The 26,285-nt window shown below is 53.5% G+C and carries 30 protein-coding genes; 2 read left to right on the forward strand and 28 right to left on the reverse strand.

All coding sequences use genetic code 11. The features are described from left to right. Positions 1-51: 51 nt before the first annotated feature. The 15 genes from sucD to smc form a co-directional block, all read right to left on the reverse strand. Positions 52-969 carry a succinate--CoA ligase subunit alpha gene (gene sucD, locus EVJ29_RS04820; RefSeq protein ID WP_070327506.1) on the reverse strand — a complete coding sequence of 306 codons (918 nt, stop codon included), beginning with the start codon at positions 967-969 and terminating at the stop codon, positions 52-54. A 12-nt stretch (positions 970-981) separates the two neighbouring features. Then, the gene (sucC, locus tag EVJ29_RS04825; protein ID WP_070327507.1) at positions 982-2,142 is read right to left on the reverse strand and encodes an ADP-forming succinate--CoA ligase subunit beta; all 1,161 of its coding nucleotides are present in this window, start codon (positions 2,140-2,142) and stop codon (positions 982-984) included. 111 nt (positions 2,143-2,253) lie between these two features. After that, positions 2,254-2,520 (reverse strand): EscU/YscU/HrcU family type III secretion system export apparatus switch protein, encoded by a 267-nt coding sequence (locus EVJ29_RS04830; RefSeq protein WP_016508266.1) that lies wholly within the window; start codon positions 2,518-2,520, stop codon positions 2,254-2,256. Continuing rightward, positions 2,520-3,365, reverse strand: coding sequence for a hypothetical protein (locus EVJ29_RS04835; protein ID WP_071399590.1), 846 nt, complete (start codon positions 3,363-3,365; stop codon positions 2,520-2,522). The genes EVJ29_RS04830 and EVJ29_RS04835 overlap by 1 nt, the downstream gene beginning before the upstream one ends. A gap of 13 nt (positions 3,366-3,378) precedes the next feature. Further along, positions 3,379-4,134, reverse strand: coding sequence for a ribonuclease HII (locus EVJ29_RS04840; RefSeq protein WP_236633396.1), 756 nt, complete (start codon positions 4,132-4,134; stop codon positions 3,379-3,381). Positions 4,135-4,175: 41 nt separating this feature from the next. Next, entirely contained in the window at positions 4,176-5,036 is an 861-nt protein-coding gene (gene ylqF / locus EVJ29_RS04845) for a ribosome biogenesis GTPase YlqF (protein WP_131440287.1), read from the reverse strand. 12 nt (positions 5,037-5,048) lie between these two features. Continuing rightward, positions 5,049-5,591: a signal peptidase I gene (lepB, locus tag EVJ29_RS04850; RefSeq protein ID WP_016508241.1), complete on the reverse strand. Its 543-nt coding sequence runs from the start codon at positions 5,589-5,591 to the stop codon at positions 5,049-5,051. A gap of 80 nt (positions 5,592-5,671) precedes the next feature. Then, entirely contained in the window at positions 5,672-6,025 is a 354-nt protein-coding gene (rplS, locus tag EVJ29_RS04855) for a 50S ribosomal protein L19 (protein WP_070327950.1), read from the reverse strand. Between the two features lie 110 nt (positions 6,026-6,135). Beyond that, complete coding sequence (gene trmD / locus EVJ29_RS04860) at positions 6,136-6,855, reverse strand: tRNA (guanosine(37)-N1)-methyltransferase TrmD (RefSeq protein WP_131465296.1); 720 nt, start codon at positions 6,853-6,855, stop codon at positions 6,136-6,138. Further along, entirely contained in the window at positions 6,845-7,363 is a 519-nt protein-coding gene (gene rimM / locus EVJ29_RS04865) for a ribosome maturation factor RimM (protein WP_070327511.1), read from the reverse strand. Before rimM ends, trmD begins: the two co-directional genes overlap by 11 nt. A 53-nt stretch (positions 7,364-7,416) precedes the next feature. Continuing rightward, on the reverse strand, positions 7,417-7,692 hold the full coding sequence (gene rpsP, locus EVJ29_RS04870) for a 30S ribosomal protein S16 (RefSeq protein ID WP_021067098.1): 276 nt from the start codon (positions 7,690-7,692) through the stop codon (positions 7,417-7,419). Between the two features lie 81 nt (positions 7,693-7,773). Continuing rightward, entirely contained in the window at positions 7,774-9,114 is a 1,341-nt protein-coding gene (gene ffh, locus EVJ29_RS04875) for a signal recognition particle protein (protein WP_070327512.1), read from the reverse strand. Between the two features lie 11 nt (positions 9,115-9,125). Further along, positions 9,126-9,449 carry a putative DNA-binding protein gene (locus EVJ29_RS04880; protein ID WP_070327513.1) on the reverse strand — a complete coding sequence of 108 codons (324 nt, stop codon included), beginning with the start codon at positions 9,447-9,449 and terminating at the stop codon, positions 9,126-9,128. 96 nt (positions 9,450-9,545) lie between these two features. After that, a complete protein-coding gene (ftsY, locus tag EVJ29_RS04885) occupies positions 9,546-10,547 on the reverse strand; it encodes a signal recognition particle-docking protein FtsY (protein WP_131465298.1) in 1,002 nt (333 codons plus the stop codon). After that, complete coding sequence (smc, locus tag EVJ29_RS04890) at positions 10,544-14,101, reverse strand: chromosome segregation protein SMC (RefSeq protein WP_236633397.1); 3,558 nt, start codon at positions 14,099-14,101, stop codon at positions 10,544-10,546. The genes ftsY and smc overlap by 4 nt, the downstream gene beginning before the upstream one ends. A gap of 115 nt (positions 14,102-14,216) precedes the next feature. Here smc and EVJ29_RS04895 point away from each other — a divergent pair, with 115 nt between their 5' ends. Further along, positions 14,217-14,411 (forward strand): DUF1128 family protein, encoded by a 195-nt coding sequence (locus EVJ29_RS04895; RefSeq protein WP_016509709.1) that lies wholly within the window; start codon positions 14,217-14,219, stop codon positions 14,409-14,411. Positions 14,412-14,448: 37 nt separating this feature from the next. Here the strand turns inward: EVJ29_RS04895 and rnc are convergent, their stop codons facing one another. The 11 genes from rnc to EVJ29_RS04950 all read right to left on the reverse strand — a co-directional run bounded on the left by rnc (position 14,449) and on the right by EVJ29_RS04950 (position 24,600). Then, on the reverse strand, positions 14,449-15,165 hold the full coding sequence (gene rnc, locus EVJ29_RS04900; RefSeq protein ID WP_070327951.1) for a ribonuclease III: 717 nt from the start codon (positions 15,163-15,165) through the stop codon (positions 14,449-14,451). Positions 15,166-15,286: 121 nt separating this feature from the next. After that, positions 15,287-15,526, reverse strand: a complete 240-nt coding sequence (gene acpP / locus EVJ29_RS04905) for an acyl carrier protein (protein WP_016509693.1) — start codon at positions 15,524-15,526, stop codon at positions 15,287-15,289. Between the two features lie 59 nt (positions 15,527-15,585). After that, a complete protein-coding gene (gene fabG, locus EVJ29_RS04910) occupies positions 15,586-16,326 on the reverse strand; it encodes a 3-oxoacyl-[acyl-carrier-protein] reductase (protein WP_070327516.1) in 741 nt (246 codons plus the stop codon). Beyond that, positions 16,319-17,236, reverse strand: coding sequence for an ACP S-malonyltransferase (gene fabD, locus EVJ29_RS04915; protein ID WP_131504765.1), 918 nt, complete (start codon positions 17,234-17,236; stop codon positions 16,319-16,321). The genes fabG and fabD overlap by 8 nt, the downstream gene beginning before the upstream one ends. 18 nt (positions 17,237-17,254) lie before the next feature. Then, a complete protein-coding gene (plsX, locus tag EVJ29_RS04920) occupies positions 17,255-18,244 on the reverse strand; it encodes a phosphate acyltransferase PlsX (protein ID WP_070327518.1) in 990 nt (329 codons plus the stop codon). After that, the gene (fapR, locus tag EVJ29_RS04925; protein ID WP_016509712.1) at positions 18,241-18,810 is read right to left on the reverse strand and encodes a transcription factor FapR; all 570 of its coding nucleotides are present in this window, start codon (positions 18,808-18,810) and stop codon (positions 18,241-18,243) included. The genes plsX and fapR overlap by 4 nt, the downstream gene beginning before the upstream one ends. 85 nt (positions 18,811-18,895) lie before the next feature. Next, entirely contained in the window at positions 18,896-20,926 is a 2,031-nt protein-coding gene (gene recG / locus EVJ29_RS04930; protein WP_131489843.1) for an ATP-dependent DNA helicase RecG, read from the reverse strand. Continuing rightward, positions 20,913-21,800, reverse strand: a complete 888-nt coding sequence (gene sdaAA, locus EVJ29_RS04935) for an L-serine ammonia-lyase, iron-sulfur-dependent, subunit alpha (protein ID WP_070327520.1) — start codon at positions 21,798-21,800, stop codon at positions 20,913-20,915. Before sdaAA ends, recG begins: the two co-directional genes overlap by 14 nt. Before the next feature lie 12 nt (positions 21,801-21,812). Continuing rightward, complete coding sequence (gene sdaAB, locus EVJ29_RS04940) at positions 21,813-22,475, reverse strand: L-serine ammonia-lyase, iron-sulfur-dependent subunit beta (protein ID WP_035386362.1); 663 nt, start codon at positions 22,473-22,475, stop codon at positions 21,813-21,815. Positions 22,476-22,538: 63 nt separating this feature from the next. Beyond that, positions 22,539-24,215 (reverse strand): DAK2 domain-containing protein, encoded by a 1,677-nt coding sequence (locus EVJ29_RS04945; protein ID WP_199749308.1) that lies wholly within the window; start codon positions 24,213-24,215, stop codon positions 22,539-22,541. Positions 24,216-24,237: 22 nt separating this feature from the next. Further along, positions 24,238-24,600 carry an Asp23/Gls24 family envelope stress response protein gene (locus EVJ29_RS04950; RefSeq protein ID WP_016509701.1) on the reverse strand — a complete coding sequence of 121 codons (363 nt, stop codon included), beginning with the start codon at positions 24,598-24,600 and terminating at the stop codon, positions 24,238-24,240. A gap of 252 nt (positions 24,601-24,852) precedes the next feature. Between EVJ29_RS04950 and rpmB the strand changes: the two genes are divergently transcribed. Continuing rightward, entirely contained in the window at positions 24,853-25,041 is a 189-nt protein-coding gene (gene rpmB, locus EVJ29_RS04955; protein WP_015881349.1) for a 50S ribosomal protein L28, read from the forward strand. Positions 25,042-25,098: 57 nt separating this feature from the next. On the opposite strand, the gene EVJ29_RS04960 is transcribed toward rpmB, so the two are convergent. Then, positions 25,099-25,686, reverse strand: a complete 588-nt coding sequence (locus EVJ29_RS04960) for a thiamine diphosphokinase (protein ID WP_070327523.1) — start codon at positions 25,684-25,686, stop codon at positions 25,099-25,101. Next, positions 25,686-26,258: an energy-coupled thiamine transporter ThiT gene (thiT, locus tag EVJ29_RS04965; protein WP_236633398.1), complete on the reverse strand. Its 573-nt coding sequence runs from the start codon at positions 26,256-26,258 to the stop codon at positions 25,686-25,688. Before thiT ends, EVJ29_RS04960 begins: the two co-directional genes overlap by 1 nt. Positions 26,259-26,285 lie beyond the last annotated feature (27 nt).

The following is a 26,285-nucleotide window of genomic DNA, read 5'->3' on the forward strand; positions in this document are numbered from 1 at the left end:
AATCTCCTTTAAAAAAATGAGGGATGCGCGCACCCCTCATTCCGATTGGTCTTACGTCGTCGGTTGTCCCGTGACACAAGCATCATACAGACCTTCATTTTTAAGCACACGGATGAGTGTCTCACCGATGACAGCAGGTGTCTCGGCGACTTCGATCCCGTTTGCGTTTAACGTCTTGATTTTTTCAGCGGCCGTTCCTTTTCCGCCTGAGATGATCGCTCCAGCGTGGCCCATCCGTTTGCCTTCAGGAGCCGTCTGACCACCGATGAAACCGATGACCGGTTTTGTCATGTTCGCCTTGACCCATTCAGCGGCTTCTTCTTCAGCCGTCCCACCGATCTCGCCGATCATGATGACCGCAAGCGTGTCTTCATCTTCGTTGAACGCTTGGAGCGTGTCGATGAAGTTCGTCCCGTTGACCGGGTCCCCACCGATCCCGACCGCAGTCGATTGGCCGATTCCGGCCGTCGTCAACTGATGGACCGCTTCATACGTGAGCGTCCCTGAACGTGAGACGATGCCGACATGGCCTTTCGTGTGGATGTAGCCTGGCATGATGCCAAGTTTCGCCTCACCCGGCGTGATGATCCCTGGGCAGTTCGGTCCGATCAAACGGGCCGGTTTGTCTTCGAGATAGCGGCTCACTTGGATCATGTCGATGACAGGAATCCCTTCCGTGATGCAGATGATGAGTTCGATGCCGCTATCAGCCGCCTCCATGATCGAGTCGGCCGCGAAAGCTGGTGGCACGTAGATGATCGATGCGTTCGCACCGGTCGCCTCGACCGCGTCAGAGACAGTGTTAAACACAGGTACGTTGTCGAGTACGGTCGTACCACCTTTACCAGGTGTGACCCCGCCGACCAGTTTCGTGTTATACGCTAGCATCTGTTCGCCGTGGAACATACCTTGTTTCCCCGTGATCCCTTGAATGATCACTTTTGTATCTTGATTCACCCAAATACTCATGTCGTTTCCCCCTTATCGAACGAGTGCCGCGATTTTTTCTGCCCCATCATCCATCGAGGTCGCAGAAGTGATCGCAAGTCCAGATTCATCGAGAATGCGTCTTCCCGCATCCACGTTTGTTCCTTCTAAGCGGACGACGAGTGGCAAGTCGAGTCCGATTTCTTTTGTCGCCGCGACGATTCCTTCGGCGATGATGTCACACTTCATGATGCCACCGAAGATGTTGACGAAGATTCCTTTGACTTGGTCATCCGACAAAATCAATTTGAACGCTTCTGTGACTTTTTCTTTTGTCGCACCGCCGCCTACATCGAGGAAGTTAGCGGGTTCGGCGCCGTAGTGCTTGATGATATCCATCGTCGCCATGGCGAGGCCGGCACCGTTTACGAGACAGCCGATATTGCCGTCAAGGGCGATATAGCTAAGGTCGTGTTTCGACGCCTCGACTTCACGCGGATCTTCTTCCGTCGTGTCACGAAGATCGACGATGTCGGTATGACGATAAAGCGCGTTGCTGTCAAAGTTCAATTTCGCATCGAGCGCGACGACGTTACCGTCTTTCGTCGTGACGAGCGGGTTGATCTCCGCAATCGTGCAGTCCGTCTCGACGTACACTTTATAAAGCTTCATGACCATGTCGCTAAACTTGTTGACGAGTTTAGTCGGCACTTCCATCTTGAAAGCAAGACGGCGCGCCTGGAACGGACGGAGTCCGACGACCGGGTCGACGATTTCTTTATGAATCTTTTCAGGAGTATGTTCAGCGACTTCTTCGATGTCCATACCGCCTTCAGATGAACCCATGATGACAATTCGGCCGATCGAACGGTCAAGCACAAGTCCTAAGTAAAATTCTTGATCGATGGCAGAACCTTCTTCGATATAGAGGCGCTGCACGACTTTTCCTTCAGGTCCAGTCTGGTGCGTGACGAGCGTCTTACCGAGAATCTCTGTCGCGTACTGTTTTACTTCTTCATCCGTTCTGGCAAGTTTGACGCCACCGGCTTTCCCGCGGCCACCTGCGTGGATCTGTGCTTTGACTACTTTCAATTCACCGTCTAGCTTGGCGGCTGCTGCAACTGCTTCTTCTACCGTGAAAGCCGGATAGCCCGTAGGTACGGCCACTCCAAACGTTCTAAGCAATTCTTTCGCCTGATACTCATGGATATTCATTTAGTTTCCCCCTTAGTCCCCTTTAATATCGGCATATCTATTGTAACGAAAAACTGAAAGCGCTGTCTATCGTTCTTGCTTTAAGTTTTCATCTTTTTTTCACATCTACCCCTAGACATTTTCGATTTTACCTTGTTCCATCTGATAGAGAAACACAAAAAGCTCGGCGATCACTTGATACAGGTCGTCCGGAATATGCTCTTCGATCTGTAACGCCGACAGGAGTGACAACAGCGCCGGGTCTTCATGGATCGGGATACCGTTCTCTTGTGCGAGGGCGAGCATCCGTTCGGCGACGAGGCCGCCGCCCTTCGCGACGACGCGCGGAGATTCCATCGATTGTTCGTAAGACAAGGCGATTGCTTTTTTACGGTCCATCATACATGAAAATCCACCTTTCCTAACGGGGCGAACGTCTCGGGGAGCGATTCTTGTCTCACTTCGAACGAGAATCGGGACAGTTCATAGCCGTTCGCTTTGAGCGCACTGCCGAGCAGCGGCTCGTACGCTTTGATGAACGGGGACAAGTCGTGTTGTTCGTTGAATACTTTCACGGTGACGTGCCGCTTTTGAACGAGCAGGTCGATGCCCGTCTCGCCGAAGCGAGGCGTTTCTAGAAATAAGACGATACGGGCATGGTCTGCGTCGATCATCTCGCTTTTCGGGGCCTCAAGCCGGAATCTGACTTGTTCGAACGGTCCTAATTGCGGTATGTGAAATGCTTGGACGACGAACGGCGGCGTCTGGACCGCGTTGAACGTCTCTTGGGCCCGCACGAACTGTTCAAACTTCGGGTCGCCTTTCGCCTTGAACAGTTCCCCGACGAGCTGTTTGACGTCACTTCCGGCCCCGCTCTCGAGCAGTTGCCGTCCCATCGCTTTGACGGATTCCGGTGTCTGGATGGCCTCTTTTGAGAAGCGGCCGAGTTGTTCTAAGAGTAACGTCACCGGTGTCTTCCCGGCCTGGGCCGGTTCCGCCGTAGGCGGCATCACTTTCAGGACGAGTTTCGGCTCGAGCTCGGTGACGACCATCTTGTACGTGACGTTCTCTTTAACGTCTGCGTTCACCCCGACCCGGAACAGTCCTTGCGGCAGTTGCATGACCGCTTCGTTCCCGGGCAAGAGCTGGAGTACCCTGCCGACGACCGTGTTGCCGACGAGCAGCTGACGCGACGTCTGTTCGGTGACTTTGAACGGCAGGACGCCTTGGTGATCGATCCGCATCGGGCTCCCCCTTTCATATCATATGTTTAATCGGTGCGAACGACTTGCGATGAATCGGTGTGATGCCGCGCTCGTTCAACGCGTTCAAATGAAGTTCCGTCCCGTATCCGGCGTTGCGTTCGAAACCGTATCCCGGATACGTCGCGGCGAACTCTTCCATCATCTTGTCGCGGACGACTTTGGCGACGACGCTCGCCGCCGCGATCGAGACGCTCAACTCGTCCCCTTTAATGAGCGACGTCTGCGGCAAATCAAGTTCGAGTGTCATCGCGTCAATCAAGAGCGCGTCGGCCCCGTCAAGCTGTCGGACCGCCTCGGTCATCGCGAGCTTCGTCGCTTCATAAATATTGATTTGATCGATCACTTCTGCGTCGACGATTCCGACCCCGACGAATGCCTCGTCGAGGATCCTTGCATATGCTCGTTCCCGTGCCGCTTTCGTCATCTTCTTTGAATCGTTCAGTCCCGGGCTGTAAAAATCGTCCGGCAAGACGACGGCCGCCGCGACGACAGGACCCGCGAGCGGTCCCCGCCCGACCTCGTCGATGCCAGCGACCAACTTGAAGCCTTGCTGTTTCAGCTCGGCCTCATACTGCAGGCGGCGTGTATAGTCGTCCCGCTCGTCCCGCTCCGCGTCAAACCGTCTCTGACGTTGCTGCAGGAGTGCCTGGACGCCCGCGCGCGGGTCATCCTTCAGTTCGGCCCGGACATCGTCCCACTCTTCATATCGGACGGTTTTTAGCCGTTGTTTAATCTCTTGAATCGTCACGATCTGCCTCCTATCCAAAAAAGCCCTGTTTTCACAGGACTTCACGCCATATTATGATCTGCCGGCGTCTCAAGCGAGACACGTCCGATCTTCTCATGACGAAGCTCGTTCAATAATAGTTCGCTCGCTTTTTCGAAATCGACGTAGCCGCCGCTGAGAAGGCCACGTTTTTTCCCGATCAACTCGAGCAGTTCGACCGCGTCTTCCGGCAAGTCGTCGAGTTTAAACCGCTCTTTCAACTGTTCCGGGTAACGGGCGCGCAGTTCACGCGCTGCATACATCGCGATGTCATCAAGGTTTAAAATGTCGTCCTTGATCGCACCCGTAGCAGCTAAGCGATATCCGACCATCTGGTCCTCGAACTTCGGCCATAGAATACCAGGCGTGTCGAGCAGTTCCATCTCGCCGCCTTTCATCTTGATCCATTGCTGCCGTTTCGTCACACCAGGGCGGTCCCCGGTGATGGCGATGTTGCGCCCGGCGAGCCGGTTGATCAGTGTCGACTTCCCGACGTTCGGGATGCCGATGATGAGGGCGCGGATCGGGCCAGGATTACGGCCTTTCTCACGCATGCGGTCGTGCTTGTCTTGCATGAGCTTCTCTGCGCCCGTCATGAGCTGCTTTAAGCCTTTGCTATGCTTCGCATCGACGGCGACGACTTCGATGTCGTCACGCTTCAGGGCGCGCATCCAGGCGTCGGTGACGGCTTGATCGGCCATGTCAGCCTTGTTCAACACGATCAGCCGCGGTTTACCGGCCGTGATCTCATCGACCATCGGATTTCGGCTCGATTGCGGAACACGTGCATCGACGAGTTCGATGACGACGTCAATCAGTTTTAACTTCTCTGTTACTTGTCTTCGCGCCTTGGCCATGTGGCCAGGGAACCATTGAATTGCCAAAAAAACACCACCCTATTCTTCTACCGTCCCGAAGTCACCCATCGGCCAGAACACAAAGTTCGTTTTGCCGACGACGCTTTCTTTCGAGACAAAGCCGATTTCACGGCTGTCTTTCGAGTTTTGTCGGTTATCTCCCATAACGAAGTATGAGCCTTCCGGTACGACCGCTTCACCTGTCACTTGTTCGAGCGTAAAGTTCTCGGTTAGAGGAAAGCCGTTCATTTGGGCTTGAAAATCCTCTAAATACGGTTCTTCGACTGCTTCTCCGTTCAAGTAGAGCGTATCGTCCCGATATTCAAGCGTATCTCCAGGAATGGCGATGACGCGTTTAATATAGTCCTTTGATTCAGTCGCATGAAAGACGATAATATCGCCCCGGTCGAGTTCACCGACGTAGTTAGAGATTTTGCTGACGATCATCCGATCGGCGTTTTGGAGCGTCGGCATCATCGACTCACCTTCGACGATGACAGGTACAAAGATGAACGTCCGGATCACGAACGCGATGACGAGCGCCACTACGATTGCTTTAAGCCAACTGAACACTTCTTTCAAATTGCCTCACTCCTCTGTCCGTTTGAACTTATTGTACTAGAAAAAAAGAAGCTTGTCGCAAGCGACAAGCTTTCCCCATCTTAACGACGGATTTCTTTAATACGTGCTGCTTTACCGCGAAGGTTGCGGAGGTAGTAAAGTTTCGCACGGCGAACTTTACCGTAACGAACGACTTCGATTTGCGCGACACGCGGTGAGTGAAGCGGGAATGCACGCTCAACACCTACGCCGTAAGAAATCTTACGGACTGTGAATGTTTCGCTGATGCCGCCACCTTTACGCTTGATGACTACGCCTTCGAAGATCTGGATACGCTCACGCGTTCCCTCTACGACTTTAACGTGGACACGTACTGTGTCACCAGGACGGAAAGCAGGGACGTCCGATTTGAATTGTTCTTCTGTGATTTCACGGAACAGTTTTTGTGCGTTCATGAATTGATCTCCTTTTTCTTCAATGTTCATATCTTCGTTTGCCTCGGCATCCAATAGCGGAACATCGGTAATCGGTGGGGCTAACCCACATGCTCAAACATAGCATAATTTTATGAATCGCGCAACGATTCGATGAAGTTTTTATCGGCCGGCGACAGATCGATTTGGTCTAACAGTTCCGGTCGACGCCTGAACGTTCGTTCGAGCGAACGCTCGCGGCGCCACGACTCGATTTTGGCGTGATTGCCCGACAACAGGACGTCCGGGACTTTGAGGCCGCGGAAGTCAGCCGGTCTCGTATAATGCGGATATTCGAGCAGTCCGGTCGAGAACGAGTCGTCCTCGTGGCTCGCTTGATCGCCGAGCACTTCCGGGATGAGGCGAACCGTCGCGTCGATCATGACCATCGCCGCGAGTTCACCACCGGTCATCACGAAGTCTCCAATCGACACTTCGTCTGTCGCGAGTTCGTCGTGGATCCGTTGGTCGAATCCTTCGTAATGTCCGCATAAGAAGATCAAATGCTCTTCGTTCGCCCATTCTTCGGCGACACGTTGATTGAACGGTCGCCCCGTCGGCGTCGTCACGATGACGCGCGGCTTCGACTTTGCGAGCGAATCGAACGCATCAAACATCGGCTGCGGCGTGAGTAGCATCCCGGCGCCGCCTCCGTACGGAGCATCATCGACTTTATGATGTTTGTTCGTCGAGAAGTCACGGAAGTTCGTGAACTGCACTTCGACTTGGCCGAGTGTCCGGGCACGCCCGACGATCGAATGATCAAGCGGGGCGAACATTTCCGGGAACAAGGTCAAGACATCAATTTTCATCGTCGATCATTCCAGGGATCGGCGTGATGATGACACGTTTCGCTTCGACGTCGATGTCTTTGACGACCGACTCGATGTACGGGATGAGCGCATCCGTCTTGCCGGGACGCTTGATGACCCAGACGTCGTTCGCGCCATTGGTCTCAAAGATGTCCTCGACGACACCGATCACTTCTCCGTCGACGACGGCCTCGCATCCGATGATCTCGTGGTAGTAAAATTCATGCTCCGGAAGCTCGTGGACGTTTCCGGCATGGACGTAGAGCGACATCCCTTTGTACTTCTCGACGAGATTGATGTTGTCTAGCCCTTTGAACGTGACGAGATGGAACTGTTTGTGCGGACGATACGTCGTCACTTCGAGCGGCATCTTCTTCCCGTCGACGTCAAGGTAGAGCGTCTCACCAATTTTAAAGCGTTCTTCTGGAAAATCAGTCGCGGCGAGCAACTTCAATTCCCCTTTTAAACCGTGCGTGTTGGCGATTTTGCCTACGTTTAACCAATCCATCATAAAACCTCCTCAAAAAAATAGGCCGACCTCATAAAAGGTCGGCCACAGGGTTACTTCGCGTTTTTCGCGTTGTGGAATTTCTCCATGATCCCTGCTTTAGAGAACAAGTTGCGGACTGTGTCAGATGGCTTCGCGCCGTCTGCCAACCATTTGAGCGCGAGTTCTTCGTTGATGCGAACTTCTGCTTCTGGTTTTGCAACCGGGTTGTAGTGACCGAGTTGTTCGATGAAACGGCCATCACGTGGTGAACGTGAATCTGCTACAACGATCCGGTAAAAAGGTGATTTATTTGCGCCCATGCGCTTGAGACGAATTTTAACTGCCATGGTAATATACCTCCATTATGTGTTTAAGAATTGACAACTTTAATAGTATACTGCTTTTTTGCCTGACTGACAAAAGTTTTCTTAGAAGAATGGAAGGCCGAGACCTTTTTTCTTCCCTTTCATTTGTCCTGACATCTGCTTCATGAGCTTCTTCATGTCATCGAACTGTTTGATGAGACGGTTCACTTCCTGGATGGAACGACCGCTCCCTTTTGCGATCCGCTTGCGACGACTGGCGTTGAGCACTTCAGGATTCGTGCGCTCATGCTTCGTCATCGACCGGATGATTGCCTCGACATGATCGAGTTGCTTCTCGTCGATTTGGACGTTCTTCAACCCTTTCATCTTACCTGCACCAGGTAACATCGAGAGTAATTCATCAATTGGGCCCATGTTTTTCACTTGACCCAATTGCTCGATAAAATCATCGAACGTGAACGATGCATCACGAATTTTGCTTTCAAGCTCTTTCGCGGCATCTTGGTCCATTTGTGACTCCGCTTTTTCGATGAGCGTGAGCACGTCACCCATTCCAAGGATCCGTGACGCCATGCGCTCCGGATAGAAAGGTTCGAGGGCATCCAACTTTTCACCGAGACCGACGAACTTAATCGGCGCTCCCGTGACTGCCTTGATTGAAAGGGCTGCCCCACCACGTGTATCACCGTCGAGTTTTGTCAACACGACGCCGGTAATTCCGAGCAAATCATTAAAGCGATCGGCCACATTGACCGCATCTTGACCCGTCATCGCATCGACGACGAGGAAGATTTCATTCGGTTTGGCGATCGTTTTCACATTTTCGAGTTCGCCCATGAGCGTCTCGTCGATATGAAGACGACCGGCCGTATCTATCAACACGAAATCGTGATGATTAACTTTGGCGTGCTCGAGCGCTTTTGTGACGATTTCTTCCGGCGTCACTTGATCGCCAAGTGAGAACACCGGTAAATCGAGTTGCTTGCCGAGAGTCTCGAGCTGTTTGATGGCCGCCGGCCGATAAATATCAGCAGCGACGAGAAGCGGACTCCGGTTATGCTTTTTGCGAATCAAGTTCGCGAGCTTTCCGGTCGTCGTCGTCTTACCCGCACCTTGTAATCCGACCATCATGACGACTGTCGGTGGTTTTGAACTAAAGGTGATCGGGACGACGTCACTTCCCATCAAGGTCGTTAATTCTTCATGAACGATCTTGACGACTTGTTGTCCAGGTGTCAACGATTTCATGACGTCTTGGCCGATTGACCGTTCTTTCACGTCGTTAACGAACTGTTTGACCACTTTGAAGTTAACGTCGGCCTCAAGGAGCGCGAGACGAACTTCTCTCATCATCTCTTTGACGTCTGCTTCGGAAATCTTACCTTTCCCCCGCATTTTCGCCAATGTCGATTGCAACCGTTCTGATAATCCTTCAAATGCCATGCTTCAGCCCCCTACTCTAAATTCTCAAGCGCCGAAACCGTCTCCGTCACGTCGGGCATTTGCTCGACTTGACGTCTGAGCGTTTGGAGAAGCAGTTGCCGTTGCTCGAATTTCTCGAACAGCTCCAGCTTTTCTTCATACTGCTCAAGCATTGCTTCGGTACGCTTTATGTTATCGTAGACCGCTTGACGGCTGACTTCAAACTCTTCCGCAATCTCTCCGAGCGAGTAGTCATCTAGGTAATAAAGAGACATGTAGTTGCGCTGTTTCGGCGTGAGAAGCGCTTGATAAAAATCGAATAAGTAGTTCATTCGATTCGTCTTTTCGAGCGACATACCTCTCACCTCCACATGTTAAGTGAAATCCCTTTACAACTAACAATAGTACAGCCGTCCTAACGTCTTGTCAAGTTTTTTTCTTAACAGTGAAAGTTAGGCGAGGTCATCGTTTGTCTGGTTTTTTTCTTCAAATACGTCACCGAATAGTCCGAGGACGAACTGCTCTGGGTCGAACGCCTGTAAATCATCAATTTTTTCACCGAGACCGACGTATTTGACCGGAATATCGAGCTCGTTTCTGATCGCGAGGACGATGCCGCCTTTGGCCGTCCCGTCTAACTTCGTAAGCACGATCCCGCTCACGTTCGTCGCTTCCTGAAACGCCTTCGCTTGAAGCATCGCGTTCTGTCCCGTCGTCGCGTCTAACGCGAGCAAGACTTCGTGCGGACCGTTTGGCACTTCGCGTTCGATGACCCGTTTCACTTTCTCGAGCTCTTTCATCAAGTTGACCTTGTTTTGGAGTCGTCCTGCCGTATCGCAAATCAAGACGTCGACACCGCGTGACTTCGCGGCTTGGACAGCATCAAACACGACCGCGGCCGGATCTGACCCTTCCGCTTGGCGAATGACGGGGACACCGGCACGTTCACCCCATACTTGCAGCTGGTCGATCGCGCCGGCCCGGAACGTATCTCCCGCCGCAAGCATGACCGAACGACCTTCTGCTTTCAACTGATGGGCGAGTTTTCCGATTGTCGTCGTCTTGCCGACACCGTTCACACCGACGAACAAGATGACGGTCAACCCGTCCTGCATGTTCAACTCGCGGTCTGACTCGTCTTCTTGTAGACGTTTCGCCACGACTTCGACGAGGGCGTCGCGGACGGCGGCCGGGTCTTTCAAATTGCGACGCTTCACTTCTTCTTTTAAATCTTCGACGAGGTCCATCGTCGTCGTGACGCCGACGTCCGCCTGGATGAGCAAATCTTCAAGTTCATCGAAGAAGTCCTCATCGACTTCACGGAACCGATAGACGAGGTCGTTGACGGCGCTCGCAAACCCGTCACGTGTTTTCGTCAACCCGTCTGTAAACTTTTGCGACACCTCTTGTGTCGAGGTCGTCAATTTATCTTTTAATTTTTTAAAAAAACTCAAGTCAATTCCTCCATCTCTTCATCTGTCTCGACGACACGTTTCGCTTCTGATAATTCGACCGAAAGTACCTCCGAGACACCGTTTTGTTGCATCGTCACGCCATAGAGCGTGTCGGCCGCCTCCATCGTCCCTTTACGGTGGGTGATGATGACGAACTGTGTATCGATCGACAACGTGCGGACGTATTCACCGAACCGGTGGACGTTCGCCTCGTCGAGCGCTGCTTCGACCTCGTCGAGCACGCAGAACGGGACAGGGCGCGTCTTTAAAATCGCAAATAAGAGCGCGATCGCGGTCAGTGCCCGTTCGCCACCAGACAACAGACTTAACGTCTGTAACTTTTTGCCGGGCGGTTTGGCGACGATATCGATCCCTGTGTTTAATAAATCAGTCGCATCGACGAGTTTAAGGTCGGCCTCGCCGCCTCCGAAAAGTTCTTTGAACGTCTGTTTGAAATGCGTGCGGACGGTCGCATACGTCTCGTTGAACAACCGTGTCACTTCTCGGTCCATTTCGGAGATGACGTCGTACAGGTCCTGTTTCGCATTGACGAGATCGTCTCGCTGTTCAGACAAGAACGTGAACCGTTCATTGACGAGTTCAAACTCTTCGATCGCACTCAAGTTGACAGGTCCGATCTCCTCGATTTGACGGACGAGCAACTTGAACTCTTCTTTCGCCTCGTCGAGCGGGATCGATAATACCGGGAGCAGGTCATAGACGAGTCCACGTTCTTCGAGGGCGTCTAGTTTCCACTGCTGTTTCAACTCGAGTTCATTCGCCTCAGTTTCAAGCTTACGGACGTCGGCCTCGAATTGGCGGCGAACGTCCATCGCCTGCTGTTCACGCTGTCTGAGGATACGATGTGTCTCTTCCTCTGTTTTCAGCGTTTGCGACTGCGCTTCAATTCGCCCTTTCAACACTTTCATCTGCTCCGTCGCCTCGTCATGCTCGATTCGAAGTTCCGCGGATGAGACGATCCGTCCGCTTTCGAGCCGCTCGAGTTCGTGTTTGATTTGATCGAGTCGGGTTGTCTGTTTGTCGACTTCGGCAACGAGCCGTTCGACTTCCGTATTCACCCGATCCAGGTCAAGCGTATGACGTTGAAGGTCGAGCTCGTTTAGACGGATTGCCTCTTGCAATTGCCCCGTCGTCTCCGCGCCTTTCGCCTGCTCCGCACGCAACTGCTCGAGCTCTGTCCGCAGCGACGTCTGCAACACTTCTGTCGCCTCGAGTTCACTTGCGAGGCGCGTCAATTCTGCCGAAGATGTTTCAATCGTATGCGTATAGCGATTCATCTCGTGATCGAACAGTTCAAGTTGTGCTTTCGCGTCCTGGGTCGTCCGCTCTAATTCCCGGAACGAGGTCTCTAACGCCCGGAGCGTCTCTTCCTCTTGCCGTTTCCGTGTTCTGAGCGTGTGGAGCGACTGTTTGAGGCGACTCGTCTCCGCTTCATACTCCGTCACACGAAGCTGCTGTTCGTGCAGCATGGCCAACCCTTGCGTCAATCCTTGTTTCAAATCATCGAGCTCTCTTGACTGGGTGAACAGGGCGACGCCTTGTTTCCGGCTCCCCCCTGTCATCGAACCACCGACGTTGACGATATCGCCGTCGAGCGTGACGATCCGGTAGCGATAGCCCGTCGTCTGAGCGATCCGGTTCGCGACCTCGAGCGTCTTGGCCACGATGACGGCCCCGAGCAAGGACCGTTTCAATTTGTCAAACAAAGGTTCCGTCGTCACGAGATCGGATGCGATGCCGACGAAGCCATCCATCGCCTCGAGACGATGGGCGACCTCGCTCGGGATAAAGCGCTCTTTCACCGTCGTCATCGGGACGAACGTAGCCCGCCCGGCATTAGCCCGGCGCAACTTGTCGATCTCACGGCGGCCGACCGCTTCATCTTCAACGACGACGTGTTGTTGCGTTTGACCGAGTGCCGTCTCGATGGCGGCCTCATATGATGGGAGCACTTGAATCAGCTCTGCAACCGCTCCGAGCACACCGCTCGCACGGTCTTTCAATACGAATTTGACGGCATGGAAATACCCTTCATATGATTGCTTCATCCGCTCTAACATGTCGATCCGGTCTTCGGTCTTTTGACGGCGCCGGTCGAGGTCATGATACGATTGTTCGGCTCGCGACAACTTTTCTCGGAGCGCGACTTCCTTAGCGACCAATGCCTCTTCTTCGGCCAGCAGTTCCTGCCAAGCCGTACGTACCGCTTCAAGACGATCTCGGTTTGCATCGAGCGAGGCGGTCTGTTCGGTTCGAACATCAAGCCGGTCCTTGTTCTCACGCAGGAGACGCGCTTTCGCTTCCTCTGCCTGTTCGATGTCACGTCGTTCCCGTTTTTGTTGGTTGCTGAGCGTGGCTCGTGTCGTTGCTAGTTCGAACGCTTCACTTTGAAGCTGTTCGATCTCCGCGTTGAAATCGCGAGTCGCCGCCGTAAGCTTCCGCGCGAGCTCGTCACGTGTCACCTCAACGGTCTGCAACGCTTCTGACTTCAAGGCTTTGTCCGTTTGAGCGACCGACAATCGCGACTGCAATTGCTCTGTCTCTTCGACCAACTCCGCGCGTTGGCGCTCGAGTCGTTCTTTCGTCTCTGCCCCGTGTTCTTCTCGCGCTTTGGCGAGTTTAATATCTCCCGAGAGCCGTTCGAGCTCAGTCGCTTGAAGACGCTCATCCTGATGGAGCGTCTCGAGGACGGCCCGATGCTCGGTCAATGTTTCCTCGAGCGCGGCCCGTTCGGTGCCGAGCGCGTTCAGCGCCGCTTCTTGGTTGCGTAACTGTTCTTCTGCTGCCGTCTGTTGTGTTGTGGCGAAAGTGATCTTCGCCTTGAGCTCAGTGATCTCGGCACCGAGAATCCCGGTCTCGAGGTCGTCATGCCGCGCCTTGGCGACTTGGAACTCTCGAGCGAGTGCCGCTTGTTCACGAAGCGGTTCGACCCGGTCGGCAAGTTCGTATAAGATATCGTCGACGCGCGACAAGTTCAGCTCGGTGTCTTGCAACTTTCGTTCCGCTTGTTTTTTGCGTTGGCGGTACTTCAGCACGCCGGCCGCTTCTTCAATGACGGCGCGGCGATCTTCCGGTTTACCCGAGATGACTTGTTCGACCCGTCCTTGCCCGATGATCGCAAACGCGTCACGGGACAAACCCGTATCCATGAACAAGTCGATGACGTCTTTCAGGCGGCACGGCTTTTTATTCATGAAATAGTCGCTGTCGCCACTGCGCGTCACGCGTCTCGTCACGCTCACTTCTTCATACGGCAGGCGCAAGTGCGCATCGCTATTATCTAAAACGAGCGTCACTTCGGCGACGTTGCGGTGGTTCTCGCCTTCGCTACCGGCAAAGATGACATCTTCCATTTTCGCCCCACGGAGCGATTTGGCCGACTGTTCGCCGAGTACCCAGCGAACAGCGTCCGATATATTTGATTTCCCGCTCCCGTTCGGTCCAACCACGGCTGTCACGCCGGGACGGAAATCTAGTTCAATCCGCTTGGCAAACGATTTAAAGCCAGCGAGTTCGATTCGTTTTAAGTGCATCGTGACCATCCTATCCTAAGTAAGCATTCATTCGTTTATTTTACCACAGTTGCTAGTTCGTCAAAATGCTAGAATCATGCTATTCTAAAAAGAACTGTAGAAAGGGGTACTACACATGACGAATGAACAAATGATCGAGGAAATCCTCGATAAAATGAACATCATCAACCGCGGTGCGATCAAGGCGGAAGAATATAACAAAGCCGATGCATCGGCCGTGAAAGAGATTTACGACTACGTGATGAACCGGTCATCACTCTCGATCTCTGAAGTCGACGGTCTCGTCGAGGAACTTGGCCAATTGACGTAACCAAAAGGAGTGGACCCGCGCGGGTCCACTCCTTTTTTTATAGGCCGGCGTATCGCCGATTGAATTCGATCAACGCTTCTTTAGCCGCGATCTGCTCGGCTTCTTTCTTCGAACGACCGATCCCTTCGCCGACGATATCGTCACTGAGACGAGCGTGGGAGACGAATTCACGGCTATGGGCCGGACCGCGTTCTTCGATGATCGTATACGTGACCGGGCCGAGCCCTTCGCGCTGTACACTCTCTTGAAGTTGACTCTTATAATCGGTCTGCTCTTCAAACACACCGGCTAAGACTTTCGGAAAAACCGCTTCGGCGAGGAACTGTTCTACTGGTTCGATCCCTTGGTCAAGGTAGAGGGCGGCGATGTATGATTCGAACACATCGGCGAGTAACGCGGGACGTTTCCGTCCGCCCGTCAGCTCTTCCCCTTTTCCAAGCAAGATAAAATCAGAGAAAGCGTAGGCTTCGGCAAAGTTCACGAGCGACGGCTCACAAACGATGGCCGCCCGTAACTTCGTTAATTCCCCCTCGGAGCGCTCCGGATACGTCTCATATAAAAACCGGGACACTGTCAACTCGAGCACCGCGTCTCCTAAAAACTCTAACCGTTCATTGTCTTTTTTCAAACCGCGTTGTTCATTGACATATGATGAATGGGTGAACGCCTGCATTAACAGTTCTTGGTTCGTAAATTTCACACCAAGTCGTTCCTCGAGTGACGTGAACTTCTCCACGATGCGTGCTCGCTCCACTTCATTTCGTCGGCGTCTTTGCGCCGACCCTTGACGGTCGAACCGTCGCTTATCCTTTGTCATAAGTCCCTCCGTGTATAAGCACAAGCCCACCGCTCATTATGAGCGGTGGGAGGCTTGATTACAATTTTGTTTCGATGTAAGACACGACGTCGCCCACAGTTGCAAGCTTCTCGGCATCTTCGTCTTCGATTGTGATATCGAACTTGTCTTCAAGGTCCATGACCATTTCCATCACTTCGAGCGAGTCCGCACCGAGGTCGTCTTTAAATGATTTTTCGGCTGTGATTTCAGAAACGTCTTTCCCGAGTTTCTCTGCTACTGCTGCTTGTACGTCTACTAAGATTTGTTCTTTTGTCATGATAAAATCCCTCCAAAGTAAATTATATTAAATGTACTACAATTGGTAAAGTTCTGTTTTTACGCCATCGTCATGCCGCCGTCGACGGCGATCGTCTGCCCGGTCACGTAAGCGGCCTCGCTTGATGCGAGAAACGAGACGATGCTCGCCACGTCTTCGACTTGGCCGAAGCGATTGAACGGAATTTGTCCGAGCGTCGCTTCGCGCTGCGCGTCTGTCAACGCACCGGTCATGTCGGTCTCGATAAAGCCTGGACAGACTGCGTTCACCGTCACGTGACGGGCCGCGAGCTCGCGCGCCACCGATTTCGTGAGTCCGATGAGTCCAGCTTTCGCTGCCGCATAGTTCGCTTGTCCGGCGTTCCCCGTGATTCCGACGACCGAGGCGATGTTGATGATGCGCCCTGATTTCGACTTGAGGAGCGGACGCGTCGCCGCTTGCGACGTCAAGAACGCGCCTTTCAAATTCGTCGCGAGCACATCGTCAAAGTCGGTCTCTTTCATGCGCATGAGCAGACCGTCTCGTGTGATCCCGGCGTTGTTGACGAGGCAATCCAAACGGCCGAACGTATCGACTGCCGTCTTGACGAGTGCTTTCACATCGTCAGCGTTCGAGACGTCCGCTTTGACGGCGATCGCCTCGCTGCCCGCTGCTTCAATGGCTGCAACGACTGCTTTTGCTTGCTCGACACTACCCGAGTAATTGACGACGACTCGAAAGCCGTCTTCCCCTAAACGCTTCGCGATGGCGGCCCCGATACCCCGGGACGCACCCGTCACGATTGCTACTTGGTCATGCACGCACTTCTCCCCCTAACGCTGCAACCTCTTCTAACGTCGTCACTTGTTTAAGTGTCACGTTTTTATCGATTCGTTTGATGAGCCCGGACAACGGTGACGTCGAACCGAACTCGATGAACGTATCGACCCCCTCAGCAATCGCTTTCCGGACACAGTCCTCAAACCGGACCGAGGCGTACAGTTGCTCGGTGAGAAGCGCTTTTAGTTTCTCGGCGTCAGTATGGACCGCCGCGTCGACGTTCGAAATGATCCCAATCGTCGCATCTTTAAACGGTGACGATGCGAGCACATCTTTAAACCGTGTCGCAGCAGGCATCATATACGAGCTATGAAACGCGCCTGACACGTCTAGCGGCAACACGCGTTTCGCCCCAGCCTGTTTTAAGTCTGTCTCTGCTTGTTTGACCGCGTCGACGTGACCCGAAATGACGAACTGGCCCGGACAGTTGTAATTGGCGATTTGTACAAGGTTTCCGCTGGCACTGATCTTCTCGGTCAAGTGGAACGCTTCTGCGACGTCGGTCATGCCGATGACCGCTGCCATCGTTCCATCCTTCACCTCGGACATGAGCTTACCGCGCTCACGTACGAGCACACACGCTTCTTCGAGATCGATGACGCCCGCGACGACGAGTGCCGCATACTCACCGACACTATGGCCAATCACGACGTCCGGTTTGGCACCGGTCTTCCCGTGTGCGAGCGCGAGCAGCGCCGCGTGCGCCACGATGGCAGGTTGTGCGACTTCCGTTTGTTGAAGCTCTTCTTTTGATCCGGCCGCCATGACGTCGAGCAAATCAAATCCGAGTCGACGATCGATCGCTTGCATCTGTTCAGGATCGTCTAAGAACGTTTGACCCATACCGACTGTTTGTGACCCTTGGCCGGGAAATATCCACACTTCTCTCATGTACTCACCTTCTTTACGTTAGTCTGTTGCTTTCGCTTGTTTGATCTTCGCGACGACATCATGGTCAACCATGATTTTCGCCTGTTTGAGCGCACTCATGATTGCTAATGCGTCACTCGACCCGTGCGCTTTGATGACGGGGGCGTTGATTCCGAACAAGCCCGCACCACCTTGCTCACGATAATCTAATGTTTGTTTCAAGTTTTTCAGTTTCGGTTTTAAGACGAGAGCGGCAAGCTTCGAGACAATATCGCTCGTGAACTGTTCTTTCAACATTTTCATGAGCATTGACGAAGCACCCTCCACACCTTTCAATAAAATGTTTCCGGCAAATCCTTCTGTCACGATGACATCGACGTCACCTGACATCGCCTCGCGGGCCTCGACGTTTCCGACGAAGTGGACCGGAGCCTGTTCGAGGAGGGGGAACGCTTCTTTCGTCAGCGCGTTTCCTTTCCCAGCCTCCGTCCCAATGTTTAGGAGCGCGACACGTGGGCGCTTGATGCCGCGGACGTGCTCGGCGTATAGCGAACCCATGATCGCGTAATCAACCAAATGTTCTGCCTTAGCGTCCGGATTGGCCCCGACATCTAAGACGACGACACCGCTACCCGTATATGTAGGGAACGTTGGCGACAGTGCCGGACGTTCGATTCCAGGAATCCGACCGATGACAAAAAGCGAAACCGCCATGAGCGCCCCGGTGTTCCCGGCCGATACGAGTCCATCTGCTTTCCCGTCTTTGACGAGCTGAGCCGCTACGACGAGCGAGCTGTCTTTTTTCCGGCGAACCGCCCGGACCGGTTCATCTTCGCCTGTGATGACTTCGCTCGCAGGAACGATTGTAATCCGCGGGTCGGTCAACCCGTAGGACGCAAGCTTCACTCCATCACCGACTAGAAACAGTTCCATCTGCTCGTCCGGAAAACTTTCAGCAAATTGTTTTACGCCGTCCACGATTGCTTTTGGGGCATGATCCCCACCCATTGCATCAATTGCTAACTTCATACTTGTTCCTCCTCACCGCGACGATAAATCGTGAAGTCTCCGCTAAAGACACACTCTTCGCCGACATAACTATCCACTGAGACGTCCGTCCGTCCGTCTCGACGCAGTTTGACAACACGAGCCTTGGCAACGACTCGCTCTCCGAGATGAACTTGGCGACTAAACCGGATTTCCGCTTTAGTGGTCAACGCCAGTTCGTCGTCGATGAGCGCCACCGCTAACGAGTTGGCCTGAGCGAACAAGACGTGTCCACGGGCGATCTCATTGCGGCTAAAGACGTGTTCTCTTTCCATGTCGAGAACCGAGATGGCCGATTCGTCGAGTTTCAAGTCAATCATATCACCGATGACCTCGCTCATTGCGAGCGACTTCACTTCATCGAGGTGCTCTGAAGCAACATGCTTGATCCGTTCCCGGACTTCAGGAATTTTAAGCTCCATCCGATCAAGACGGATCGTTTGAATGCTGACGGCGAACTGCTTCGACAGTTCGTCGTCTTTAATGAACGGGTTATGTTCAATCGTTTCTTGCAGTAAGCGTTGCCGCTCCTTCTTAGGTACCCGCATTCAGTTCCCTCCTAAACTCTTCCCTAAAGAACTTAATACCTGGTACTAATAGCAGTATATATTCTTTAGTTTTAATTTTCAAGTGTTATTCTAACCTTTCGCCGACAAGTAAGTCGAGTCGCTTCAAGTATTGACGCAGCGGTCTGTACGAGGACTCCTGCCAAAACGTCTCGCTGCCGAGCAAGCGGACGGCGTCTTGCATCGCCACTTCCATCACTTTGAGGTCGAGGACCGGGTCGGCGACACGGAAACTCGGCAACCCGCTTTGGGCTGTCCCAAAGAAGTCGCCGGCGCCGCGGAGTTCTAAATCTTTTTCCGCTAACACGAATCCGTCGTTCGTCTCCGTCATCGTCTTCAAGCGGAGCTTCCCGACATCAGACTTCGGGTCTCCTACTAATATACAATAAGATTGATGTGCGCCTCGACCGACGCGCCCCCGTAACTGATGGAGCTGGGCCAAACCGAACCGTTCCGCATCGTGGATCACGATGAGCGAGGCGTTCGGCACGTTTACCCCGACCTCGACGACCGTCGTCGACACGAGAATTTGCAGTGAGTTGTCAGCGAACGCCTTCATCACTTCATCTTTCTCGGCACTCGACAGTTTTCCGTGCATGAGTCCGACCGCATAGTTCGGGAATCGCTCATTGAGTAAATGATACAACTCAGTTGCGCTCTCGACTTCGAGCGTATCGGATTCCTCGATCAATGGCGCGATGACGTACGCTTGACGTCCGAGTGACAGTTCGCGCTCGACCATCGTATGCACCCGGTCGATTTGATCCGTTTTCGCCCAATACGTCTCGATCGGCTTCCGGCCTGCCGGCATCTCATCGATCGTCGACACATCCATCTCCCCGAACGCGCTGATCGCGAGCGTCCGCGGAATCGGCGTCGCCGTCATATACAAGACGTCCGCAAGATCGGCCTTGTCTCGTAACATTTTCCGCTGCTCGACGCCGAACCGGTGTTGCTCGTCCGTGATCGCCAAGTGCAGACGCGAAAACTCAACCGGCCCTTGAATCAAGGCGTGCGTGCCGACGATGATGTCGACGTCACCGGCTTTGATCGCTTCGAGCAACGTAGCGCGCGCCTTCCCTTTGACCGAACTCGTCAATAAGGCGACACGGATCCCGTACGGCTCGAACAGTTGTTCAAGCGAAGCGACATGCTGCTCGGCCAAAATTTCGGTCGGCACCATGAGCGCGCCTTGATAACCCGCGTTCACTGTCGCATACAAGGCGATCGCGGCAACGACTGTCTTCCCGCTCCCGACATCCCCTTGCAACAGGCGATTCATGCGTTCAGGCTTCTCGATATCACTCACGATCTCACGAATGACGCGCGTCTGTGCACCCGTCAACGGGAAAGCGAGCCGCTTGACGAACTCGTTCAGTTGCGTTTTTTCGAGCGTGAGCGCCCTCCCTTTCCCGGAACGCTCCATCTTTCGAAACGCCTGAAGCTTCAATTGATAGAGCAGGCATTCTTCGTACACATAACTGCGGCGCGCTTGTTTGTACATCTCGATCGAATCAGGGAAATGCATCCCTCTGAGCATCGACGCCCGGTCCTCCAAGCGGTAACGCAAGCGGATTGATTCCGGCAGTCGGTCCTCAAACGTCGTCGTCTGATCGAAGGCGAGTTTGACGATTCGACTGAAATTCTTTTGCGTCAATCCGGCCCGAAGCGAATAGATCGGCTGTAACCCGTCCGCGAGCTCACCGAACTCGAGATCGGTCGCACTGATCGTCATCCGGTTCATATCCCATTTCCCTTTGACCGTAACCGTCGCACCAAGCGCCAATTTGTCTTTATAGAAAGCGCGGTTGAACATCGTCACATGGACGACGTAGCGCTCTTCTAACAACAGCCGGAACTGAAGTCGATTTTTGCCTTTACTATAATAGCGGACGAGCGGTTCCGCTTGAACGGTACCACTCCATTTGACGAGGTCCCCGTGGACTGCCGTCGTCACGGTACCGCTGTTATAATTTTCATAACGAAACGGGACGTGCTCTAGCACGTCCTCGATTCGTTCGAGACCCATCGTCTCTAATTTTTTGGCCATCTCTGGCCCGACCCCTCGGAGCGTCGTCAACGCGTCACTGTTTGGCATTTTCTTTCTCTCCAAAAATATTGCGTTCGATCCGACGTGCTGTCGGTGTGTTGGCGAGTCCGCCCCGTGCCGTCTCTTTCAAGGCGGTCGGCATCATTTGACCGATCTCGTACATCGCTGAGATGACTTCATCGCACGGGATGCGGGACGTGATGCCGGCGAGCGCCATATCAGCCGCGACGACCGCGTTCGCCCCACCCATGGCGTTCCGTTTGACGCAAGGTACTTCGACAAGACCCGCTACCGGATCGCAGACGAGCCCGAGCATGTTTTTCAAGGCGATCGCAAACGCCGTCGCCGACTGTTCCGGTGTCCCGCCGGCCGCTTCGACGATGGCTGCTGCAGCCATACCGGTCGCGGAACCGACTTCGGCCTGACAGCCTCCGGCCGCACCCGAAATCGAGGCGTTGTTCGCGACGACGAATCCGAACGCGCCCGAGGTGAACAAATACCGAATCATCGCATCGCGGTCCATCTCGAGACGGTCCTTGACCGCAAATAGCGTCCCCGGTACGACCCCGGCGCTCCCCGCCGTCGGTGTCGCGCAAATCCGTCCCATCGCCGCATTCACTTCGTTCGTGCCGATCGCTTTGGCGACGGCATCTAAAATCAAGTCACCGGCAAGTGATTTGCCCGACCGGACATAGTCTTGCATGAGCACGGCGTCATTCCCAGTCAGCCCCGTCACAGACGTCACGCCTTGCATCGCCCGCTCGACCGCTTCTTCCATCACTTCAAGGTTACGTTCCATCATCGCCATGACCTCTTCTCGTGTCGAGCGTCTGACGTGGACTTCTTGCTCGATCATCACTTCAGAGATCGGGATGTTTCGTTCCGTTGCCGTCCGTACTAATTCTTCTACTGATTTAAACATAGTCGTTTCTCCTTATTCCCCAAAGATGGCTACCCGTTCGATTTGAGGTAACCGTTCCAGTTCCGCTAATACGTCTTTTGGCATCGGTTCATCCATTTCAATCGCCATCAAGGCTTGCTTGCCTTTTTCATGACGGCTCACTTCCATATGCCCGATGTTCAGTTCGTGCTTGGCGAGTATGCCCGTCACGGCCGCGATCGCCCCGAAGCGATCGTGATGCAAGACGACGAGTGCCGGTCCACCGCCGGAAAGCTTGAGCGGGAATCCGTTCAATTCGGTGATTTCAATCGTGCCACCGCCAATCGAGATCCCAACGATCTCAAACGTCCCCTCCGCGTCCTCGAGATGAACCCGAGCCGTGTTCGGATGATCCGTGAGCGCGTCGCTCGTCTCAAAGACGACTTCGATTCCCCGCTCTTTCGCGATGTCGAGCGCTTGCGGGATGCGAAGATCGAACGTATCGAACCCCATGATGCCTCCGACGATGGCGACGTCTGTCCCGTGACCTCGATACGTGTCGGCGAACGACCCGTAAAATGTGATCCGCGCGAGGTCCGGCGTTCGGCCGAACAGTTTGCCGGCCATAAGACCGATCCGTGCGGCTCCGGCCGTATGCGAACTCGATGGTCCGACCATGACCGGTCCGATAATATCAAACACACTGCGATATTTCATCGCATTTCCCCCTTTCAAAAAAACCCTACCTTCATTATACAGAAGGCAGGGCTGAGATACAGCTTATTCCACACTAAAAATGTAGGAGTAGAGCGGTTGTTTACCGTCGTGAACTTCGATTTCAATCTCATCGTTCTTCGATTCGATGTAAGCCGAGAGTGCTGCGACGTCTTCCGCCGACGAACCTTCGCCCGTCAAAATCGTGACAATCTCATCATCCGCGTCCACAAGTGCATCTACGAGCGCTTTTGCCGCTTCTAGACTCGATTTTGATGATGCGACGATTTTCTTCTCAGCAATCGCCATATGATCATCTTTACGAATCTCGACACCGTCGATACTCGTGTCACGGACAGCGTATGTCACTTGTCCTGACTTGACCGTAGTTGCGGCCGTCTTCATGACCGACTCGTTCGTCTCGACATCCGCTTCAGGATTGAACGCGATGGCAGCCGCTAGTCCTTGTGGTACCGTCTTCGTCGGAATGACCGAGACGCCGCAAGGTGCGACCGATGCCGCTTGCTCAGCGGCCATGATGATGTTCGAGTTGTTCGGGAAGATGAAGACGTGCTCGGCGTTCGCCGCTTCAATCGCTTTGACGATGTCTTCCGTCGACGGGTTCATCGTCTGCCCGCCTTCGATGACATGTGCGGCACCGAGCGAACGGAACAGTTCACTGACACCTTCACCCATGGCGACGGTGACGATCGCGTAAGGCACTTTCGCTTTGACGGCAGTCGCTTGAACGCCGTGCTGGTTGGCACCGTGCTCTTCTTCAAGAATCGTCGAATGCTGTTGACGCATGTTCTCGATCTTGACCGCGACAAGCTCACCAAAACGTTGTCCTTTCGTGATGACGTCGCCCGGCGTCTCGACGTGAACGTGGACTTTGAGCAACTCTTCGTCGGCGACGACAAGGAGCGAGTCTCCGAGTTCAGACAGTTCGTTACGGAACACGTCCTCATCGAACGGAGTCTGTTTCAACTTTTCGTCTTGGAAACGGACCATGATCTCCGTGCAATATCCAAATTCGATATCTTCCGTCGACATGAAACCTTGCGCAGCATGGTGTTCTGCCTCAACGAGGGCATCCATGACCGGTGCGTGCGGCTTCTCGAGCTCTTTCCCTTCAAGGCTCGCGAGGAACCCTTCATAGATGACGAGGAGACCTTGACCGCCTGAGTCGACGACACCGACTTCTTTTAAGACCGGCAACAAATCAGGTGTCCGCTCGAGCGACGCTTTCGCTTCCGTGATCACTTGCTCCATGAACTCATTGAAGTCGCTCGTCGACTCAGAGGCACGGAGCGCTTCGTCGGCCGCTTCACGAGCAACCGTCAAAATCGTTCCTTCAACCGGTTTCATAACCGCCTTGTATGCCGTGTCGACGCCACGTTTGAGTGCCTCGGCAAAGTCGAGTGTCGACAATTCTGTCTTTCCTTCGATCGATTTACCGAAACCACGGAATAATTGGCTCAAAATAACACCCGAATTCCCACGGGCCCCCATAAGTAGGCCGCGGGCAAACTTCGATGACACGTCAGCGATGTTCGCTGTGTCGAGTGCGGCCACTTCCTTCGCACCTGAAGTCATCGTCAAATTCATGTTCGTTCCCGTGTCGCCGTCTGGGACCGGGAAGACGTTAAGCGAATCCACGTAATCTGCATTTTGGCTCAAGTTGGCTGCACCGTTTGCGACCATTTGCGCAAACACCAATCCATCTAAACGTTTTAACCCCACACCAAATCCTCCTTCGTTCTCGTCAGTCATTCGTCAGACGAACGCCTTGTACGAATATATTTACCGACGAAACGTTTAATCCTAAAGTTTCACCGAGCGTGTATTTTACACGACTTTGCACGTTGTACGCGACTTCCGACACTTTCGTCCCGTAGCTCACGATGATGTGCATATCGATATGTACGTCTTCTCCATCTTGACGTACGACAACGCCACGCGCATAATTCTCACGTTTGAGCAGTTCTGCGATCCCGTCTTTCAGTTGAGCTTGTGACGCCATTCCTACGACGCCGAAACATTCCATCGCCGCACCGCCCGCGAGTGTCGCGACCACGTCGTTCGTGATATCAATATTGCCATATGTTGTCTTCATTTCAATTGCCATATGGAGTAGCCTCCTTTATTCGGAATGATTCCTACAGTATATTCTACAATAAGTACCTAGTTATTAAAAGGACATGCCCCTAAACTCGGTCAATTGTAACCGCAACCCTCATTCATTATTAAAATCCTCATCCGTAATGTCAAGTTTTTTTCTTGTCATCCGGTTATTTTCTAGTTGCATCGTGAAAAAACCCATGCTAATATAAACGAGTGTCTATTAGGACGAACCCACATAAAAAAGGAGGGGAAACGCATGGCACGTAAATGCTACGTAACAGGTAAGTCACCTAAGTCAGGTAACAACCGTTCGCACGCACTCAACAAGACAAAACGTACTTGGGGTGTAAACGTACAAAAAGTTCGCATTCTCGTTGACGGTAAACCTAAACGAGTTTGGGTTTCAGCTCGCGCTCTTAAATCAGGTCTCGTTGAACGCGTATAATTACCATACACGAACGAAATAAATCCCAGCGGCATGCGCCGATGGGATTTTTTTTGTTTATTTCTTTATATACATAATCAAGACGTTGCCGCTATGAACGAGCAAATCCGCCTCTTCCGCCGACCACTCGTTTGAGATCGTCAGCGCCTCATGGCTGACGACGTCATGGTTCTCGAGCGGGTACTTGACGCCACGAATCGAGACCGAGGCCCGTTTCCAAGGTACGAGCGACAAGTAATGGTCAGGACGACGCGGGAGACGATAGTCCCCTTTTCCGACGAGGCGCACTTCTTGCCCGTCTGCGAACAACCGCATCTCGGGGTACGCCTCGAGCAGACCGACGTTGCTGAGCGTCATATCGAGTCTGCCCCCGAGTGCACCGTACACGTCGATCACGTCCGCCCCTTTCCCTCGTGCCGCCTCGAGAGCGATCTCAAGGTCGGTCACGTCTTTTTCAGACGGATAACGGACAGCTTCCTCCGGCACGGTGCCTGTGAACGAATCAAAGTCACCGACGAGCAGGTCCGGCTTCATCCCACGGTCGAGCAGCGTATGATAGCCGCCGTCGACGCCGATGACGTAATCGGCGTTCCGAGGAAGCTCAGGGACCGCTTCCGGGCTCGCAGCCACAATCAAGACACGCATTATCTGATGTCCCGTGTCGCGAGCGTCACGAAACGCGGCGCCGACGTGAACAAGAGCACGATCACGACCGCCGAGACGAGGAACGACGGCAACATATACGTCAAGTTATAGCCGAGCGAGTACAAGACGACCGGTCCTTCCGCATACTCGGCGAAGAAGACGATGCCGGAGACGACGTGCGCAACGTAGCGGAGCGCCGAGCCGATCAACGCCCCGAGAATCAAATAGAACGTGAGCGTTTTCTTGGCGCCGTCTTTTGCCGACTGTTTGACTTGCCCGGCGAAGATGCCGGCGACTCCGACGAGGCCGTAGGCGACCGTGTAGTCGAGTAAAAACTGGACCGGCGTGAAGATATAGGCCCCAAATAACAGTTGTAGCGTCCCGACGAGCGCGCCTGTCGCGAGTCCGCCTCTCAATCCATGCCGATAAGCCATCACGAGAATCGGCAGCATCGCCAAGCTGACTGCTCCGCCTTGCGGCAACCGATATGGGATGAGCATGTCAAAGATCAGTCCGAGCGAGGCGAACAGCGAGATTTCAATGAGCGCCTGTAGTTTTAAACGTTGTTTCATCTTATTCCCTCCTTGATATGAGTGAAC

It is taken from the genome of Exiguobacterium sp. SH4S7 (genome assembly GCF_004336795.1).
Classification (GTDB): domain Bacteria; phylum Bacillota; class Bacilli; order Exiguobacteriales; family Exiguobacteriaceae; genus Exiguobacterium; species Exiguobacterium aurantiacum_A.

What these genes read in the sequence shown, in the direction of transcription:
- sucD (WP_070327506.1), bottom strand. Translation starts at nt 969, where the DNA reads ATGAGTATTTGGGTGAATCAAGATACAAAAGTGATCATTCAAGGGATC.
- sucC (WP_070327507.1), bottom strand. Translation starts at nt 2,142, where the DNA reads ATGAATATCCATGAGTATCAGGCGAAAGAATTGCTTAGAACGTTTGGA.
- EVJ29_RS04830 (WP_016508266.1), bottom strand. Translation starts at nt 2,520, where the DNA reads ATGGACCGTAAAAAAGCAATCGCCTTGTCTTACGAACAATCGATGGAA.
- EVJ29_RS04835 (WP_071399590.1), bottom strand. Translation starts at nt 3,365, where the DNA reads ATGCGGATCGATCACCAAGGCGTCCTGCCGTTCAAAGTCACCGAACAG.
- rplS (WP_070327950.1), bottom strand. Translation starts at nt 6,025, where the DNA reads ATGAACGCACAAAAACTGTTCCGTGAAATCACAGAAGAACAATTCAAA.
- trmD (WP_131465296.1), bottom strand. Translation starts at nt 6,855, where the DNA reads ATGAAAATTGATGTCTTGACCTTGTTCCCGGAAATGTTCGCCCCGCTT.
- rimM (WP_070327511.1), bottom strand. Translation starts at nt 7,363, where the DNA reads ATGGATTGGTTAAACGTAGGCAAAATCGCCAACACGCACGGTTTAAAA.
- rpsP (WP_021067098.1), bottom strand. Translation starts at nt 7,692, where the DNA reads ATGGCAGTTAAAATTCGTCTCAAGCGCATGGGCGCAAATAAATCACCT.
- ffh (WP_070327512.1), bottom strand. Translation starts at nt 9,114, where the DNA reads ATGGCATTTGAAGGATTATCAGAACGGTTGCAATCGACATTGGCGAAA.
- EVJ29_RS04880 (WP_070327513.1), bottom strand. Translation starts at nt 9,449, where the DNA reads ATGTCGCTCGAAAAGACGAATCGAATGAACTACTTATTCGATTTTTAT.
- smc (WP_236633397.1), bottom strand. Translation starts at nt 14,101, where the DNA reads ATGCACTTAAAACGAATCGAACTCGCTGGCTTTAAATCGTTTGCCAAG.
- EVJ29_RS04895 (WP_016509709.1), top strand. Translation starts at nt 14,217, where the DNA reads ATGACGAATGAACAAATGATCGAGGAAATCCTCGATAAAATGAACATC.
- acpP (WP_016509693.1), bottom strand. Translation starts at nt 15,526, where the DNA reads ATGACAAAAGAACAAATCTTAGTAGACGTACAAGCAGCAGTAGCAGAG.
- fabD (WP_131504765.1), bottom strand. Translation starts at nt 17,236, where the DNA reads ATGAGAGAAGTGTGGATATTTCCCGGCCAAGGGTCACAAACAGTCGGT.
- plsX (WP_070327518.1), bottom strand. Translation starts at nt 18,244, where the DNA reads ATGAAGTTAGCAATTGATGCAATGGGTGGGGATCATGCCCCAAAAGCA.
- fapR (WP_016509712.1), bottom strand. Translation starts at nt 18,810, where the DNA reads ATGCGGGTACCTAAGAAGGAGCGGCAACGCTTACTGCAAGAAACGATT.
- recG (WP_131489843.1), bottom strand. Translation starts at nt 20,926, where the DNA reads ATGCCAAACAGTGACGCGTTGACGACGCTCCGAGGGGTCGGGCCAGAG.
- sdaAA (WP_070327520.1), bottom strand. Translation starts at nt 21,800, where the DNA reads ATGTTTAAATCAGTAGAAGAATTAGTACGGACGGCAACGGAACGAAAC.
- sdaAB (WP_035386362.1), bottom strand. Translation starts at nt 22,475, where the DNA reads ATGAAATATCGCAGTGTGTTTGATATTATCGGACCGGTCATGGTCGGA.
- EVJ29_RS04950 (WP_016509701.1), bottom strand. Translation starts at nt 24,600, where the DNA reads ATGGCAATTGAAATGAAGACAACATATGGCAATATTGATATCACGAAC.
- rpmB (WP_015881349.1), top strand. Translation starts at nt 24,853, where the DNA reads ATGGCACGTAAATGCTACGTAACAGGTAAGTCACCTAAGTCAGGTAAC.
- EVJ29_RS04960 (WP_070327523.1), bottom strand. Translation starts at nt 25,686, where the DNA reads ATGCGTGTCTTGATTGTGGCTGCGAGCCCGGAAGCGGTCCCTGAGCTT.
- thiT (WP_236633398.1), bottom strand. Translation starts at nt 26,258, where the DNA reads ATGAAACAACGTTTAAAACTACAGGCGCTCATTGAAATCTCGCTGTTC.